The following is a 16,625-nucleotide window of genomic DNA, read 5'->3' as shown; positions in this document are numbered from 1 at the left end:
TCCACCCGGCTCCACAATCCCAGGCCTCACCGGGACTCAGTCATCCGCAGGACGGGCACCACCCGGCTCCACAATCCCAGGCCTCACCGGGACTCAGTCATCCGCAGGACGGGCACCACCCGGCTCCACAATCCCAGGCCTCACCGGGACTCAGTAGGCCGCGTGTCGGGCCGAGGCAATAGGCTTGAGCCCATGAACAACGTCGAGTCATCGTCATCGTCTGCCCGGGCCCAGATCGGCGTCACCGGACTGGCCGTCATGGGTTCGAACATCGCGCGGAATTTCGCCCGTCACGGGTACACCGTGGCCCTACACAACCGGAGCATCGCCAAGACCGATGCGCTCATCGAAAACCATGGCGGCGACGGCGATTTCGTCCGCACCGAGACAATGGCCGAGTTCGTCGCGGCACTCGAACGGCCGCGCCGCGCCCTCATCATGGTCAAGGCAGGCGCGCCGACCGACGCCGTCATCGAGGAACTCGCCGACGTGATGGAACCCGGCGATGTGATCATCGACGGCGGCAACTCGCTCTACACCGACACCATCCGTCGCGAAGCCGCACTCGCCGAGCGGGGACTGCACTTCGTCGGGGCCGGCATTTCCGGTGGTGAGGAGGGGGCCCTCAACGGCCCGTCGATCATGCCGGGCGGCCCGGCCGAATCGTACAAGTCGCTCGGCCCGCTGCTCGAGGAGATCTCCGCGCACGTCGACGGTGAACCGTGCTGTACCCACATCGGCCCCGACGGCAGCGGCCACTTCGTCAAGATGGTGCACAACGGCATCGAGTACGCCGACATGCAGCTGATCGGCGAGGCCTACGACCTGATGCGCAAAGCATTGGACCTCCCCGTGACGGAGATCGCCGAGGTGTTCCGGCAGTGGAACACCACCGAGCTCGAGAGTTACCTCGTGGAGATCACCGCCGAGGTGCTCAGCCAGGTCGACGCTGAGACCGGCAAGCCGCTCGTCGACGTCATCGTCGACGCGGCCGGCCAGAAGGGCACCGGCCGATGGACCGTCAAGTCCGCACTCGACCTCGGCATCCCGACGACGGGAATCGCGGAGGCGGTGTTCGCTCGTGCGCTGTCGAGCTCGACAGCTCAGCGCGAGGCCGCACGCGGTCTGGCCGCAGGTGATCTCGGCGGCACCCCGACCGACAGTGCCGCGTTCGTCGACGACATCAAGGCGGCGCTCTACGCGTCCAAGGTGGTCGCCTACGCACAGGGCTTCGACCAGATCGCGGCCGGCAGTGCCGAATACGGCTGGGACGTGGACCGCGGGTCACTCGCCACGATCTGGCGCGGCGGCTGCATCATCCGTGCCCAGTTCCTCAACCGCATCCGGGAGGCCTACGCCGAGGACCCCGACCTGCCGAGCCTGCTGCTCGCGCCGTACTTCCGCGACGCGGTCGAGGCCGGCATCGACAGCTGGCGCCGGGTGGTTGCGACGGCCACCACCCTCGGAATCCCGGTGCCCGCGTTCGCGTCGTCGCTCTCCTACTACGACGGATTGCGCAGCGAACGCCTCCCGGCCGCCCTCACCCAGGGGCTGCGCGACTATTTCGGCGCACACACCTACCAGCGTGTCGACAAGCCGGGCACCTTCCACACGCTGTGGAGCGGCGACCGGTCGGAAGTATCCGAATGACGGCGGGTCACACCTGATCGTGCGTTTCCTCTCCGGCCACGCGCCCACCCACGACCTCACCTACGACGACCTGTTCATCGTGCCCAACCGGTCGGATGTCACCTCACGCTTCGACGTGGACATCTCGACGTCCGACGGCACCGGGACGACGGTCCCGCTGGTGGTCGCGAACATGACCGCGGTCGCCGGCAAGCGAATGGCCGAGACCGTTGCGCGGCGCGGCGGTCTGGTTGTCCTGCCCCAGGATCTGCCGCTGGCGGCCGCGGCCGAGTCGATCACGTTCGTGAAGTCCCGGCACCTCGTCGCCGACACCCCGGTCGTCCTCACCGGCGACAATTCGGTGTCCGACGCGCTGGCTCTGCTGCCCAAACGCGCCCATGGCGCGGCCGTCGTCGTGGCAGAGCGCACACCGATCGGCATCGTCACCGAACAGGCGTGCGCCGGCATCGACCGGTTCACCCGGGTGCGCGACGTGCTGGATCCGACGATGGTGACATTGCCGGTGGACACCCCGGGCCGTGAGGTGTACGACGCACTCGGCGACCTGCATCTCGGCCTGGCGGTGCTGGTCCATCCGGACGGCACACTCGCCGGAGTGCTCACCCGGGTCGGTGCGCTACGACACGGGATCTACCGCCCCAATGTCGACACTCACGGACGGCTGCGGATCGCGGCGGCCGTGGGCATCAACGGTGACGTTGCGGGCCGGGCTCGAGCACTCGTCGACGCCGGGGCCGATCTGTTGGTGGTGGACACCGCGCACGGCCACCAGGAGAAGATGCTCGCCGCCCTGGACGCGATCGCCGCCGCCGATCTCGGCGTTCCGATAGCGGCGGGCAATGTGGTGTCGGCAGAGGGCACGGCGGACCTCATCAAGGCCGGTGCCTCGATCGTGAAGGTCGGGGTCGGGCCCGGTGCAATGTGCACGACGCGGATGATGACCGGAGTGGGTCGGCCGCAATTCTCAGCCGTGGCCGAATGTGCCGGTGCGGCAAAGGATCACGGGGCCCACGTATGGGCCGACGGCGGTATCCGACATCCGCGCGACGTGGCACTCGCGCTGGCCGCCGGAGCGTCGAACGTCATGGTCGGGTCGTGGTTTGCCGGGACGTTCGAGTCGCCCGGCGAACTGCAACGCGACGCCGACGGTCTCTACAAGGTCAGCTTCGGCATGGCGTCCAAGCGGGCGGTCGCGGCTCGATCCGCCAACGACAGCGCCTATGACCGGGAACGCAAGGCCCTGTTCGAGGAGGGCATCTCGAGTTCCCGAATCCGCGTCGACCCGGAACGCCCCAGCGTCGAAGATCTCATCGATCACATCTGCTCGGGCGTGCGCAGCGCCGCCACCTACGCAGGCGCACACAACCTCGTCGAACTGCACGACAAGGTCGTCCTCGGGGTGCAATCCGCTGCCGGGTTCGCCGAAGGACGCCCTCTGCCGGGCGGCTGGTGAGTCCCATGGACATCGTTCTCTACGTCGCCGGCCTGGTGGGCTTTGTTGCGCTCACACTCGGAACGGCACTGTTCGTGGCGGCCGAGTTCTCGCTGACCGCGCTGGAGCGATCGACCATCTCCGACGATGTGGCCACCCGCGGTGACCGCCGGTCACGCATGGTGGACCGGGCGCATCGGAGCCTGTCGTTTCAACTGTCGGGTGCCCAACTCGGCATCACCATCACCACCCTGATCACCGGCTACATCGCCGAACCGGTGCTCGCGACGCTGTTCACGCCGGCACTCGAGTCCGCAGGTCTGGGACCCTCGGTGGCGGCGGGTATCGCGCTGGCACTCGCCTTGATCATCGCGACCTCGCTGTCGATGGTGCTCGGCGAACTGATCCCGAAGAACCTCGCGATCGCCAAACCACTCGCGGTGGCCCGGTACACAGCCGGACCGATGACCTTGTTCTCGGCAGCCTTCCGCTGGGCCATCAACGGGTTGAACGGGTCCGCGAACTGGCTGGTCCGGCGTCTCGGCGTCGAGCCGGCCGAGGAATTGCGCTCGGCACGATCCCCACAGGAACTGGTGTCGCTCGTTCGCAACTCGGCACGCGCCGGCGCCATCGACGCCGACACGGCGACACTCGTCGACCGTTCGTTGCGGTTCGGCGAACTCACTGCCGAGGACCTGATGACGCCGCGGGTCACCGTTGTCTGCCTCGACCAGGCAGACAACGTGCGCGACCTCGTCGTCGCGGCGTCCCGGACCGGTCATTCCCGGTTCCCGGTGGTCATCGACGGGAACCTCGACGATCTGGTCGGCGTCGTCCACATCAAGCAGGCATTCACCGTCGCGCCCGAAGAGCAGGCGACCACACAGATCGCTTCGATCGCCCGCCCGGTGCCACGGGTACCGACAAGCCTCGACGGTGATTCGCTGATGGAACAGATCCGCGCCGACGGCATGGAGCTGTGTGTGGTCATCGACGAGTACGGCGGTACGGCAGGCATCGTGACGACCGAAGACCTGATCGAGGAGATCGTCGGCGACGTCACCGACGAACACGACGACGAACGAGCCGACGTCCAGGTCGAGGGTGAGGGGTATCTCTGCGCGGGCCTGCTCCGGATAGACGAAGTAGCAGACGCGGTCGGGTATCACGCTCCTGACGGCCCCTACGACACGCTCGGCGGTCTCGTGATGTTCGTACTCGGCCGGATCCCGGAGGCCGGCGACACGGTCGAACTCCCTGACCGCACGGCCGGTGTCGACGATCACGACGACGATGAGGACGACCTTCCCGACGGACCTGTCACCCGGTGGCGGGCGACCGTCCGGCAGATGGACGGACGGCGGGTCGACGTCGTCTCATTGCAGCCCATCTCGGATGGCGAATCAGCGGTCGAGGTCTCCGCACCGGCCCAGCGAGGGGTGAGTGCCGATGGGTGACGTGTGGGGTGTCCTGCTCGCGGTCGCGCTGCTCGCGGGTAACGCGTTTTTCGTCGGCGCCGAGTTCTCGCTGATCTCGGCCCGGCGCGACCGCCTCGAGGCGCTCGAGGAGAGCGGGAAGACGCGCGCTCGCACCGTCATTCGTGCCGGTGAACACCTGTCACTGATGTTGGCCGGTGCGCAACTCGGCATCACGATCTGCTCGATCCTGCTCGGCCGGGTCGCCGAGCCGGCGGTCGCACACCTCATCGAGAAGCCGTTGCATCTCGCCCACGTGCCCACCGCGCTGCTGCATCCCATCGCGTTCACCATCGCGTTGTCGTTGGTGGTGGTGCTGCACATCCTGCTCGGGGAGATGGTGCCCAAGAACATCGCGCTCGCTGGACCCGAAACCGCAGCGATGTGGCTGGTTCCGCCGCATCTCGGGTTCATCCGGATCATGCGTCCGCTCATCGGGTTCTACAACTGGCTGGCCAATTCCTCGCTGCGGCTGATGCGCGTCGAGCCGAAGGACGAACTCGACGCCACCGTCTCGACCGGCGAACTCGCCCAGATGCTCAGCGAGTCCGAAGAAGAGGGACTCATCGACGCCGAGGAACACGAACGGCTCACCCGTGCACTCAGCTCGGTGAGCCGCGCGGTGGCCGAGGTGATGATCCCGCTCGACAAGATGCGCAGCGTCGAGATCGAACGCGATGCCGCGACCGGCGGTACCGGACCGACCCTGGGGTCGATCGAGAAGGCGGTCGGCGACACCGGGTTCTCCCGATTCCCGGTGCGCGGTTCCGACGGCACCTTCACCGGGTATCTCCATCTCAAGGACGTGCTCGACGACATCCTCGACGAGCGCATCGGACCGGAGACGATCATCGGTGTCGACAAGATCCGACCGCTGCCGGTGATCTCGTCGACCACCCCGCTCGACGAGGCCACCGGAGCACTGCGGCGGACGAGTTCGCACCTCGGCGCGGTCGTCGACGAGAGTGGGCGCACCATCGGTGTCGTCGCGCTCGCCGACCTCGTGGAGGAATTCGTCGGGACCGTTCGGGACGAGACGCATCGCGTGTGAACGCCCCGGCCATCCTCACGCCCGCTCAGTGGCACGCTCGTCGTGACGCTTACGCCGACCGCGTCGAGCGGCTCGTCGGGCCGTACTTGCGTGCGCGGCGCAGCGGGGTCAAGCATCCCGTGCTCGATTTTCTGTTCACCTACTATTCGTCGCGTCCGGCGCACGTCCAGCGGTGGCATCCCGGCCTCGACACCGTGCTGTGCGACGCCGACGAGTACCTGGCGTTGCGCGGCTACCACCGGGTGGATGGTGGCGTCACCGCCGATCCCGACCACCTCGTCCGACGGTCGGAGAAGATCCGCGCAACCGTCGAACTCTTGGCGGTCACGGCGGGCCGATCCCCCCGTTTCGGGTGCTTCGGCCTGCACGAGTGGGCGATGGTCTACCGAACCGACGCCACCCGGCACGCCGTCCCGCTTCGGCTCGGCAGTGCCGGCACCGATTCGGTGGTCGAGTCGATGCCACTGCGCTGCACCCATTTCGACGCGTTCCGGTTCTTCACCGACGACGCCCGACCCCGCAACGCGGCGCCGCTGTCTCGAGACACGCAGGCCACACACGAACAGCCGGGATGCCTGCACGCCACGATGGACCTCTATCGGGCGTGCCTCACGATGACTCCATTTCTGCCTTCGGAACTGACCCTCGATGCGTTCGAGGTCGCGTTGTCGGCCCGCGAACTCGACATGCGAGCGAGCCCGTACGACCTGCGTGAGTTCGGCTACCCGCCGGTCGCGATCGAAACACCCGAGGGTCGGGCTGCCTATGCCCGCGAGCAGACCGCGATCGCCGAGCGGGGCGCGGTGGTTCGGGCCGCTGTCGTCGAACGCGGACGTGCTCTGCTCGGAGAGCGTGTAGCAGGTCACCTAACCGGTTAGCCAGGTGAAGACGCCCGTTACCGACGAGTAGCATGGTTACGATCGAATACACCGATACTCCTCGCCCGGACCGAGGCGGACGCCTTTGCCCACGGTCCGACCGCGATGAGATTGCGCAGAAAGGCTGACATGTCCGACCGGATCACCGTCGACGGTTTGCAGGTCTCTTCCGTTCTCTACGACTTCATCAACAACGAGGCCCTCCCGGGTACCGGGGTCGACAAGGACGCCTTCTGGTCGGGTGCGGCTGCGGTCATCGCCGACCTCGCACCGCGCAACCGAGAGCTGCTCGCCGTACGTGACGACCTGCAGGCCAAGATCGACCAGTGGCACCGCGACCACAAGGGTGACCTGGACTTCGACGCCTACAAGGCCTTCCTCACCGACATCGGCTACCTGGTGGATGTGCCGGCCGACTTCCAGATCAGCACCGCCAACGTCGACCGCGAGATCAGCGAGACCGCGGGTCCGCAGCTCGTCGTGCCGGTCCTCAACGCGCGGTTCGCACTCAATGCGTCCAACGCGCGCTGGGGTTCGCTGTACGACGCGCTCTACGGCACCGACGTCATCCCGGAGACCGACGGCGCCGAGAAGGGCAAGACCTACAACACTGTTCGCGGCGACAAGGTCATCGCGTACGCGAAGGACTTCCTCGACAAGGCAGTTCCGCTCGAGCAGTGCAGTTACACCGACGTCACCGGTTTCGCGATCACCAGTGCCGGCAGCGCCGACAATGCCGCGTCGGTTCAGGTCACCTTGGCCGACGGCACCACCTCGACGCTCGCCGATCCGTCGGCGTTCGCCGGCTACCGCGGCGATGCGACCTCACCGTCGTCGATCCTGCTCCGCAACAACGGTCTCTACCTCGACATCGAGATCGACCCGACCTCGCCGATCGGCAAGACCGATCCAGCGGGCATCAAGGATGTCGTTATGGAGTCGGCTATCACGACGATCATGGACTTCGAGGACTCCGTGGCCGCCGTCGACGCCGACGACAAGGTGCTCGGCTACCGCAACTGGCTGGGCCTCAACAAGGGCGACCTGTCCGAAGAGGTCACCAAGGGCGGCAAGACCTTCACGCGTGTCCTCAACGGCAACCGTGAGTACAACGCACCCGACGGCACCGGATTCGACCTGCACGGACGGTCCCTGCTGTTCGTCCGCAACGTCGGTCACCTGATGACCAACGACGCCATCCTCGACGCCGACGGCAACGAGGTGGGCGAGGGCATCCAGGATGCGCTGTTCACCTCGCTCATCGGCGTTCACGGATTGTCGACCGACGCCGGTGTCCAGAACTCGCGTACGGGATCGATCTACATAGTCAAGCCGAAGATGCACGGCCCGGACGAGGTCGCCTTCACCGTCGAACTGTTCGGCCGAGTGGAGAAGGTCCTCGGTCTGCCCGAGAACACCCTCAAGGTCGGCATCATGGACGAAGAGCGCCGCACCACGGTGAATCTGAAGGCTTGCATCAAGGCGGCCGAAAGCCGTGTCGTGTTCATCAACACCGGCTTCCTCGACCGCACCGGCGACGAGATCCACACCTCCATGGAGGCCGGTGCGATGATCCGCAAGGGCGAGATGAAGCAGCAGAAGTGGATGCTCGCCTACGAGGACTCCAACGTCGACATCGGTCTGCACGCCGGGCTGCAGCACCGCGCGCAGATCGGTAAGGGCATGTGGGCCATGACCGATCTGATGGCCGACATGGTGGAGCAGAAGATCGGTCAGCCCAAGGCCGGCGCCAGCACCGCGTGGGTGCCGTCGCCCACCGGCGCGACCCTGCACGCCATGCACTACCACCTGGTGGACGTCTTCGAGCGTCAGGACGAGATCGCCAAGCGCGATCCGGCGTCGGTCGACGACATCCTCACCATTCCGCTTGCGCCCAAGACGGATTGGACCGACGAGGAGAAGAAAGAGGAGCTCGACAACAACTGTCAGTCGATCCTCGGGTACGTCGTGCGCTGGATCGACCAGGGCGTGGGCTGTTCGAAGGTTCCCGACATCCACGACATCGCGCTCATGGAGGATCGGGCGACGCTGCGGATCTCCAGCCAGCTGCTCGCGAACTGGATTCACCACGACATCGTCACCGCCGACGATGTGGTGGCCGCCCTGAAGCGGATGGCGCCGGTGGTGGACCGGCAGAACGAGGGTGATCCCGAGTACCGGCCGATGGCTCCCGACTTCGACTCGAGCATCGCCTTCCAGGCCGCCAAGGAGTTGATCCTGGAGGGTGCGAAGCAGCCGAGCGGCTACACCGAGCCGATCCTGCATCGCCGTCGCCGCGAGTTCAAGGCCGCCGCGACGGTCTGATCACCCGGCCCGGAAGTCTCCGAGACGATAGACGACGCCCCGGCCGCCTACCGCGCATCCCCGCGGTAGGCGGTCGGGGCGGTATCGTCAGACCCTGGTGACCGCTTCTGCGTGTGTGATGGGTCTCGCACGCTGTGCGTGTTCGTGTCGCGGTCACCGACCGATCGAGACCGGCACGACAGCACGGAGGGGCACCGACCTTGGCGCATCATCGGAGTACCGGCAGCGGTGGCGGGATCCGGAGCCGGGGTGTGAGCCGGGGACTGGTCTTCGCGTTGTTGTCGATCATTCTCGTCGCCGCGATCATCGTGGCCTGGCAGCATCTCGGTGACCGGATCGATCGGGAGGCCGACGAGGCAGCCGGCTCCTGCGTCGAGGGCCGGGAGACGGTGACCATCCGCACCGACGCCGACCTCGCACCCGGACTGACCGAGATCGCGGCCAACTATGCCAAGACCAACCCCGTGGTGCGCGATCACTGTGTGACTGTCACGATTCGTCCCGACGCCGACGCGAAGATCACCGCGGATGCGCTCGCCGGAACGTGGGACGACGCGTCGATGGGGACCTACCCGGCAGCGTGGATTCCGCAGTCGTCGGTGTGGGCGGCCAACCTGTCGGCCGTGAAACCCACTGCGATCGAGGGAACTCCCCGCTCGCTGGTCACCTCCCCGGTGGTGCTGGCGGTGTCCCCCGCCTTCAACCAGCAGCTGGGCGGAAAGCTCGACTGGTCGCAGCTGCCCACCCTGCAGCGCCGCGACGCGAGCCTCGCCGACGTCGGCCTGCCCGGCTGGGGATCGCTGCGCATGGCGATGCCCACCGAGCGGCAATCGGACTCGAGTGCGCTCGCCGCGCAGGCGGTGGCCGCCCAGGTGACGCGGACAACCGGCGCGCTCACCACGCAGGATGCGGCATCGGAGCGGGTGCGATTCAGCGTGCAAGCCCTGCTCGAGGGCGCACCGTTGTCACCCGACGGAACCCCGGCCGGGGCCGCCCGCGTCATCGCGGAGGGGTCGGGAGACCCATCGTCGACCCGCATCCACGCGGTGCCGATCACCGAACAGAAGCTCTATCAGGAGACCCGCAACGACGCGCAGGCCCGTCTCGCCGAACTCCTGCCGACCGGCCCCACTCCGGTGGCCGACTACCCGGTGGTGCGACTCACCGACGACCGGGTGTCGGACGTGGCCACCGACACCGTCGCCGACTTCGTCGAGTTCGCCGCCCAGCCCGACCAGTTGCGACTGCTGACCGCGCTCGGATTCCGTGGGGACGCACCACTGCCCGCCGCGACCGCGACGGTGACGTTCCCGCGCACCCCCAGCCCGATGCCGAGCCCCGAACCCGGCGCGATCGTGGCCATCAACCGACTCGTCTACGGACCGGCCTGACGCGTCGCCGGCGCGAGGCGTCGTGTCGAAACCACTGGCGAAACGACATTGTCATCTCGCCCAGCCTTCGAGGCTCTCGGCTTGGCGCCTCGAGCACCTCAGGCAGCGGAAAGGCTTGGCGCGCCGACCATCTCAGGGAGCGGTGGTGCTGCTGAACGCCTCGATCGGCGGACAACTGCAGACGAGGTTGCGGTCGCCGAACACGCCGTCGATGCGGCGCACCGACGGCCACACCTTGGCGCGTGCGCCGGCCGACGGCAGGCCCTGCGGATAGACCGCAACCTCGCGGGAGTAGGGGTGATTCCATTCTCCGACGAGGCATTCCGACGTGTGCGGAGCGCCTCGCAACGGGTTGTCCTCGACATCCCATTCGCCCGCGGCCACCTTGTCGATCTCCGCGCGGATGGCGATCATCGCGTCGCAGAAGGCGTCGATCTCGTCGAGATTCTCGCTCTCCGTCGGCTCCACCATCAGCGTTCCGGCCACCGGGAAGCTCATCGTCGGTGCGTGGAAACCGTAGTCGGCGAGACGTTTCGCAACATCGTCGACGGTGACGCCGGTCGACTTGGTGATTCCACGCAGATCGAGAATGCACTCGTGTGCGACGTAGCCGTGGTCGCCGGTGTAGAGCACCGGGAAGTACTCACCGAGGCGCGCGGCGACGTAGTTGGCGGAGGCGATCGCGGTCATCGTGGCCCGACGCAGCCCCGCCGCACCCATCATCGCGATATACGCATAGGTGATCGGCAGGATCGACGCCGACCCGTACGGCGCGGCCGAGATCGTGATGTCGCCCGGCAGCTCGGGCGCCAGCGGATGCCCCGGCAAGAACGGGGCCAGGTGCTCACGCACCGCCACCGGTCCCACACCCGGTCCGCCCCCGCCGTGCGGGATGCAGAACGTCTTGTGCAGATTCAGGTGACTGACGTCGCCACCGAAGTGGCCGGGCCGTGCCACGCCGACCAGCGCGTTGAGGTTGGCTCCGTCGACATACACCTGACCGCCCGCGTCGTGGACCGCCGCGCAGATCTCGCGGATGTCGTGTTCGAAGACACCGTGAGTGGACGGGTAGGTGATCATGATGGCCGCCACGCGACCCTCATTTGCCGCGATCTTGGCCGTCAGGTCGTCGAGGTCGACATCGCCGTTCTCGCGGCATGCGACCACCACGACGCGCATACCGGCCATCACCGCCGACGCCGCATTGGTGCCGTGTGCGCTCGACGGGATCAGGCAGACGTCGCGGTCGACCTCACCTCGACTCCGGTGGTAGCCACGAATGGCGAGAAGCCCCGCATACTCCCCCTGGGAGCCGGCGTTGGGCTGCAGGCTGACGCGGTCGTAGCCGGTCACGGCCACCAGCCAGTCCTCGAGGGTGGTGATGAGCTCGCGGACGCCGGCGGTGTCTGCACTCGGTGCGAACGGGTGCAGACCGGCGAATCCGGGCCAGGTGATCGGCTCCATCTCGGTGGCGGCGTTGAGCTTCATGGTGCACGACCCCAGCGGAATCATGCTGCGATCGAGCGCGATGTCCTTGTCCGACAGGGCGCGCAGATAGCGAAGCATCGCGGTTTCGGTGCGATACCGATTGAACGCCGGGTGGGTGAGGAACTCCGAGGTGCGCGTCTCGATCGGAGCGGCGAAGCCCCTCGGCTGCACCGATGCCGCGCTGAAGGCATCGAGCACCGCGGCGATGTCGGTATCGGTGGTGGTCTCGTCGCACGCGATCCCGACGACGTCGCCATCCACCCGGCGCAGGTTGATGCCGTGGCGCTTCGCTTGTGCCAGAACAGCGTCGGCCTGCCCGGGCGTGCGGACCTCGATCGTGTCGAAGAACGACGCGTGCGCGATCGCGAACCCTGCGGCCGCGAGGCAGTCGGCGAGACGCGCGGCATTGGCGTGGGTTCGTCGGGCGATCGCGCGCAGACCCTCGGCACCGTGATACGACGCGTACATCGCGGCGATGACAGCCAACAGGACCTGCGCGGTGCAGATGTTGCTTGTCGCCTTCTCGCGCCGGATGTGCTGCTCACGTGTCTGCAGGGCGAGCCGGTAGGCGAGGTTGCCATCGGCATCCTTGGAGATACCGACCAGCCGTCCGGGCAGTTGCCTGGCATGGCGCGTGTGGACCGACAGGTATCCGGCGTGCGGACCGCCGAAGCCCATCGGCACACCGAATCGCTGGGTGGTCCCGAAGCAGACGTCGGCGCCCTGCTCGCCCGGAGGCGTGATGAGGGTCAGCGCCAGAAGATCGGCTCCCACCGCCACCAGCGCACCCCGGTCGTGCGCGGCGTCGATGATCGGCGCGGCGTCGACGATCCGCCCGGAAGCACCGGGCACCTGCAGGACGATCCCGAAGAACTCACCGTCGGGCAGCCCACCATCGGGCAACCCGGGATGCAGAGACGCCTCGACGACGTCGATACCGAGCGGTTCGGCTCTGGTGTCGATGACCGCACGCGTCTGGGGATACAGGTCGGCGTCGACCACCAACCGGTTCGACTTCGACTTGCCCGCGCGGCAAATGAGGGTCATCGCCTCGGCCGCCGCGGTCGCCTCGTCGAGCATCGACGCTCCCGCGACCTCCATGGCGGTGAGGTCGGCGACCATCGTCTGGAAATTCAGCAACGCCTCCAACCGACCCTGGCTGATCTCGGGTTGATACGGCGTGTACGCGGTGTACCACGCCGGATTCTCGAGCACGTTGCGGCGGATGACCGCCGGCGTATGGGTGTCGTAGTAGCCGAGACCGATCATCGACCGGGCGACCGTGTTCGTCTCCGCCAGGCCGCGCAGCCGTTCGGTCACCTGGGTCTCGCTCATCGGTGCGGGCAACCCGGCCAGGGCATCGGCCTCGGTGTCGTCGGTGATGACCGCCGGCACCACCTGCCCGGCGAGTTCGTCGAGGGACGCGACGCCGATGAGGGCGAGCATGCGCTGTGTTTCGTCGGCATCCGGACCGACGTGGCGATCGACGAAGGCGGAAACATGGCTGTCGGACGACTCGGATGGCGATGCGCTCATGGTCGGGTCAACCTCTCACAGTTCCGGTCGGCATCGTTGTGCCCAACCGGTGGGCTGGCCCTCCCCCTCTGTCATGTCAACGGGTCGTCACCGACCCCGACGCCTGAGAGATTCGGTCACCGATTCGCGATCGACGACCTTTCACCGTGGGCGGACGAGCACTGCCGTCACTTTCCAGAGACGCCGTCAACACCACGGTCCTGGGTGCCTGAGAGTTTGACGAGGAGGTATTGCTCCTTCGGCGGCCACCCTGGACCAGTGATCCGGTGACGCTCTCCCGTGATGCAGCGACGCGTGTCCAGTTTAGGCCATGATCAACGACACACACGTCCTCGACTCGTGTGCCGCTCGTCGCACTCGTGTGAAGGACTAGCCGGTGCGACGCGCGCGGCTCTTGCGCCGGGCAGCCAGCTCGTCTTCCGGGGCGGGCTCGCTCACACCGCCGTCGGCACGCTCACCCGGGAAATCGGCGATCGTCCCGGTCAGCTCCCGCATCGCACCGCTGACCGCGATGCCGAAGACGCCCTGGCCGCCCTGGAGGAGGTCCACCACCTCTTCGGCCGACGTGCATTCGTAGACGGTCGTGCCGTCGGAGAACAGGGTGATCCGGGCGAGGTCCTCGACCCCGCGCTGGCGCAGGTGGTCGACGGCGACCCGGATGTTCTGCAACGAGATACCGGTGTCGAGCAGCCGTTTGACGATCTTGAGGACCAGGATGTCCTTGAAGGAGTACAGCCGCTGACTGCCGGAGCCGGCGGCGCTGCGGATCGACGGCACGACAAGTGAGGTGCGCGCCCAGTAGTCGAGCTGCCGGTAGGTGATCCCGGCGATCTGGCATGCACTCGGCACGCGATAGCCGATCAGCTCGTCGGGAACGGTGTCGTTGGGGAACAGCCCGGGCGCGATGTCATCGAGACTGCCCTGGGTCGCGGTCTGCTTCGGGCTCACCTGGGTCTGCGCCGGCTGGTCATCGATACCTGGCAGCGTGCTCTGATCCTGTGACGTGGCATCGTTGTCGACCGGCTGATCGCCCACTTCAGACTCCCTCGCAACGCTCGGATCGGACCGTCAGGAACTGCCCGGCACCAGCGCCTACTCTACGCGGTGCGGGTACCCGTGCACCCGATCATCTGTACCTCGCCTGTCGAATCAGGCGATGTTGACCTCGACGGTATGTCCTATGCGGTCGACGGATCAATGCGACGCGCCCGAACACTCGACGTCAACTCGAGATCGGCGCGAATGGTGACCTCGCGTTGCCCGTTCCGTTACCTGTGGCCGCTCGGCCGCACGATCCCGGAAGCTCAGGCGCCGCTGGCCTTGAAGTCGTCGGGCGAGACGTTGTCGAGGAACTCTTTGAACTTCTCCACCTCGTCGTCACTCGGGGCGGGAGTCTCCTCGTCGGATTCCTCATCGGGGATGAGGAGTCCGGCCTCGGCGAGCACCTCCTCGTCGGCGATGATCGGCACGTCGGCACGCATCGCCACCGCGATGGAATCCGACGGCCGCGCGGACACCCGAAGATCCCCGGCGAAGACCATCTCCGCGTAGAAGGTGCCCTCCTGCATGTCGACGATGCGGACTTCGAGAAGCGTCTGCCCGAAATCGTTGATGAGGTTGACGATGAGATCGTGCGTCAGCGGCCGCGGAGGTTCGATACCCTTCTGCCGCAACGCAATCGACGCCGCTTCACTCTGCCCGATCCAGATCGGCAGATACCGTTGACCGTCCACCTCGCGCAGCAACAACACGGGCTGGCTCTGCGGTGGCTCCACCCGGATACCCACCACTCGCATCTCGCTCATTCCCACCACCTCCGTGTCGACGTGGACGTCACTTGAGAAGCATCAGTACTTTGGTTTCCCCCGACGCTACACCGCAACGCCACGATGCGGCGGCCGACTTGAGGCGCCACCGAACCCCATCGAGAAGATGAGACTCCCAGGGCTCAATCCAGCGCTGCGCGCAGAGCTGTCAATCCAGCGCTCCGCGCACAGCTGTCAATCCAGCGCTCCGCGCACAGCCGCCTTGACGAGTTGGGTATGCAGCGTGACCGACAGCGCCGCGATCTCCCGCACGAGTTCTTCGGCACGGTCGCGCGCACCTGTCCCTTTGCCCTTCGCAATGGGACTCGCGATCTGCGCGACCAAACCGGCCTCGCGGTCGGCAGACACCTTGAAGGCCCGCAGATGCCGGGTCTCGAGCCCGTAGCTGGCGAGAGCAGCCGCGGCCTCCACGAGACGAACCGCGTCCTCGTCGAAGAACCCCGCCGGTCCGGCGGTCAACAGTCCATTGCGCTGCAATTCGGTGACGAAGGCCGAATCCACGCCGGTCCGTTCGATCAACGATTCCCGCGACACCCGACCACCCCGCGAACCGAAATCGGTTGCCGGGGCGACCGCACCTCGCGCAGACGTCAGCAAACGCGTCGGCCCCGACTCGGTGCCGTCGCCGGAGTCGATGGCGTCGAGTTGCTCCTTGATCACCTTCAGCGGAAGGTACCGGTCGCGCTGCGCCGTCAACACGAATCGCAGCCGCTCACAATCGGCCTCGCTGAATCGGCGATATCCGGACGGGGCACGCTCCGGGGTGATCAACCCTTCCGATTCCAGAAATCGGATCTTCGAGATCGTGATGTCCGGGAAATCGTCGCGCAGCAACGCGAGGACCGCGCCGATGGACATCGATCCCTCTGACCGTCGAGCCGAAGAGGCCGTCACGACGGTCAGGCGCCCGCTTCGTCGCGTGGGCCGCTGAGGAACACCAGGCGGAACTTGCCGATCTGCACTTCGTCCCCATTGCTCAGGGATGCGGTGTCCACCGGCTCACGGTTGACGTAGGTGCCGTTGAGGCTGCCGACGTCGACGACCTGAAACTCGTTGTCGCCGAGGCGGAACTCGGCGTGACGGCGACTCACGGTCACATCGTCGAGGAAGATGTCACTGTCGGGATGCCGGCCGGCGGACGTGGTCGCCTGGTCGAGCAGGAAGCGCGAACCCGCATTGGGCCCACGCTTGACGACAAGCAGCGCCGTCCCGGGCGAGAGTCGTTCGACCCCGGTGTCGGCGGGTTCATTCGAGGTCGGCGCACTCGCATCGAGCTCATTGATGAACTCCTCGCGGAATACCGAGGTGGTTTCCACCGGAGCCTCGAAGTCCTTGTCGTTATCGCTCACCGCTTCTCCTTCGTCATCATCGGTGCCACCCGATCTTCGGCCATCACCGAGGGGGCCCGGTTCACTGCACCCGTCCGCTCCAGTTCGGCCTGGAACATCGGTGCGTTCACGCGACCGGCATGTTCTTCACTCGCCCGCGATCGTCCGGAAACAACCGTACCGGTCACGCCGATCGCACCGGCAGGCGAGTCGTCTCCGGCACCGACGATCATATCCTCACCGAG

The 16,625-nt window shown here is 66.8% G+C and carries 13 protein-coding genes and 1 riboswitch; of the genes, 7 read left to right on the top strand and 6 right to left on the bottom strand.

The annotated features are described in order from the left end of the window. The first annotated feature begins 192 nt into the window (after nt 1-192). From gndA to ACWDTF_RS18295, 7 genes are all read left to right on the top strand, one after another. Nucleotides 193-1,650 carry an NADP-dependent phosphogluconate dehydrogenase gene (gndA, locus tag ACWDTF_RS18325; RefSeq protein WP_240857153.1) on the top strand — a complete coding sequence of 486 codons (1,458 nt, stop codon included), beginning with the start codon at nt 193-195 and terminating at the stop codon, nt 1,648-1,650. 19 nt (nt 1,651-1,669) lie between these two features. Then, entirely contained in the window at nt 1,670-3,103 is a 1,434-nt protein-coding gene (gene guaB1 / locus ACWDTF_RS18320; protein ID WP_240857154.1) for a GMP reductase, read from the top strand. A gap of 5 nt (nt 3,104-3,108) precedes the next feature. Continuing rightward, complete coding sequence (locus ACWDTF_RS18315) at nt 3,109-4,539, top strand: hemolysin family protein (protein ID WP_355272892.1); 1,431 nt, start codon at nt 3,109-3,111, stop codon at nt 4,537-4,539. Then, nucleotides 4,532-5,608: a hemolysin family protein gene (locus ACWDTF_RS18310; RefSeq protein WP_240857156.1), complete on the top strand. Its 1,077-nt coding sequence runs from the start codon at nt 4,532-4,534 to the stop codon at nt 5,606-5,608. Before ACWDTF_RS18315 ends, ACWDTF_RS18310 begins: the two co-directional genes overlap by 8 nt. Further along, entirely contained in the window at nt 5,605-6,486 is an 882-nt protein-coding gene (locus ACWDTF_RS18305; RefSeq protein ID WP_240857157.1) for a 3-methyladenine DNA glycosylase, read from the top strand. The genes ACWDTF_RS18310 and ACWDTF_RS18305 overlap by 4 nt, the downstream gene beginning before the upstream one ends. Before the next feature lie 129 nt (nt 6,487-6,615). Beyond that, nucleotides 6,616-8,811, top strand: coding sequence for a malate synthase G (locus ACWDTF_RS18300; RefSeq protein WP_240857158.1), 2,196 nt, complete (start codon nt 6,616-6,618; stop codon nt 8,809-8,811). 200 nt (nt 8,812-9,011) lie between these two features. After that, the gene (locus tag ACWDTF_RS18295) at nt 9,012-10,202 is read left to right on the top strand and encodes a hypothetical protein (protein WP_355272898.1); all 1,191 of its coding nucleotides are present in this window, start codon (nt 9,012-9,014) and stop codon (nt 10,200-10,202) included. Nucleotides 10,203-10,334: 132 nt separating this feature from the next. Here the strand turns inward: ACWDTF_RS18295 and gcvP are convergent, their stop codons facing one another. The 6 genes from gcvP to ACWDTF_RS18265 all read right to left on the bottom strand — a co-directional run bounded on the left by gcvP (nt 10,335) and on the right by ACWDTF_RS18265 (nt 16,613). Continuing rightward, nucleotides 10,335-13,226, bottom strand: a complete 2,892-nt coding sequence (gcvP, locus tag ACWDTF_RS18290; RefSeq protein WP_449754799.1) for an aminomethyl-transferring glycine dehydrogenase — start codon at nt 13,224-13,226, stop codon at nt 10,335-10,337. A gap of 185 nt (nt 13,227-13,411) precedes the next feature. After that, nucleotides 13,412-13,516, bottom strand: a riboswitch (glycine riboswitch). A 79-nt stretch (nt 13,517-13,595) separates the two neighbouring features. Next, entirely contained in the window at nt 13,596-14,261 is a 666-nt protein-coding gene (locus tag ACWDTF_RS18285; RefSeq protein WP_240857161.1) for a MerR family transcriptional regulator, read from the bottom strand. A 269-nt stretch (nt 14,262-14,530) separates the two neighbouring features. Further along, a complete protein-coding gene (locus ACWDTF_RS18280; protein ID WP_240857162.1) occupies nt 14,531-15,031 on the bottom strand; it encodes a bifunctional nuclease family protein in 501 nt (166 codons plus the stop codon). Nucleotides 15,032-15,226: 195 nt separating this feature from the next. Next, nucleotides 15,227-15,946: a transcriptional regulator FtsR gene (gene ftsR / locus ACWDTF_RS18275; protein WP_433254758.1), complete on the bottom strand. Its 720-nt coding sequence runs from the start codon at nt 15,944-15,946 to the stop codon at nt 15,227-15,229. 5 nt (nt 15,947-15,951) lie between these two features. Beyond that, nucleotides 15,952-16,401 (bottom strand): glycogen accumulation regulator GarA, encoded by a 450-nt coding sequence (gene garA / locus ACWDTF_RS18270; protein ID WP_240857164.1) that lies wholly within the window; start codon nt 16,399-16,401, stop codon nt 15,952-15,954. Then, complete coding sequence (locus tag ACWDTF_RS18265) at nt 16,398-16,613, bottom strand: hypothetical protein (protein WP_240857165.1); 216 nt, start codon at nt 16,611-16,613, stop codon at nt 16,398-16,400. Before ACWDTF_RS18265 ends, garA begins: the two co-directional genes overlap by 4 nt. Between the last annotated feature and the right edge of the window lie 12 nt (nt 16,614-16,625).

Source organism: Gordonia sp. NPDC003422, from assembly GCF_053588675.1.
Note: the sequence above shows the minus strand (reverse complement) of the source record. Positions and strands in the feature narration are given on the sequence as shown.

Coding starts and splice junctions, on each gene's coding strand:
- gndA (WP_240857153.1), top strand. CDS start 193: ATGAACAACGTCGAGTCATCGTCATCGTCTGCCCGGGCCCAGATCGGC.
- ACWDTF_RS18315 (WP_355272892.1), top strand. CDS start 3,109: ATGGACATCGTTCTCTACGTCGCCGGCCTGGTGGGCTTTGTTGCGCTC.
- ACWDTF_RS18310 (WP_240857156.1), top strand. CDS start 4,532: ATGGGTGACGTGTGGGGTGTCCTGCTCGCGGTCGCGCTGCTCGCGGGT.
- ACWDTF_RS18300 (WP_240857158.1), top strand. CDS start 6,616: ATGTCCGACCGGATCACCGTCGACGGTTTGCAGGTCTCTTCCGTTCTC.
- gcvP (WP_449754799.1), bottom strand. CDS start 13,226: ATGAGCGCATCGCCATCCGAGTCGTCCGACAGCCATGTTTCCGCCTTC.
- ACWDTF_RS18280 (WP_240857162.1), bottom strand. CDS start 15,031: ATGAGCGAGATGCGAGTGGTGGGTATCCGGGTGGAGCCACCGCAGAGC.
- ACWDTF_RS18265 (WP_240857165.1), bottom strand. CDS start 16,613: ATGATCGTCGGTGCCGGAGACGACTCGCCTGCCGGTGCGATCGGCGTG.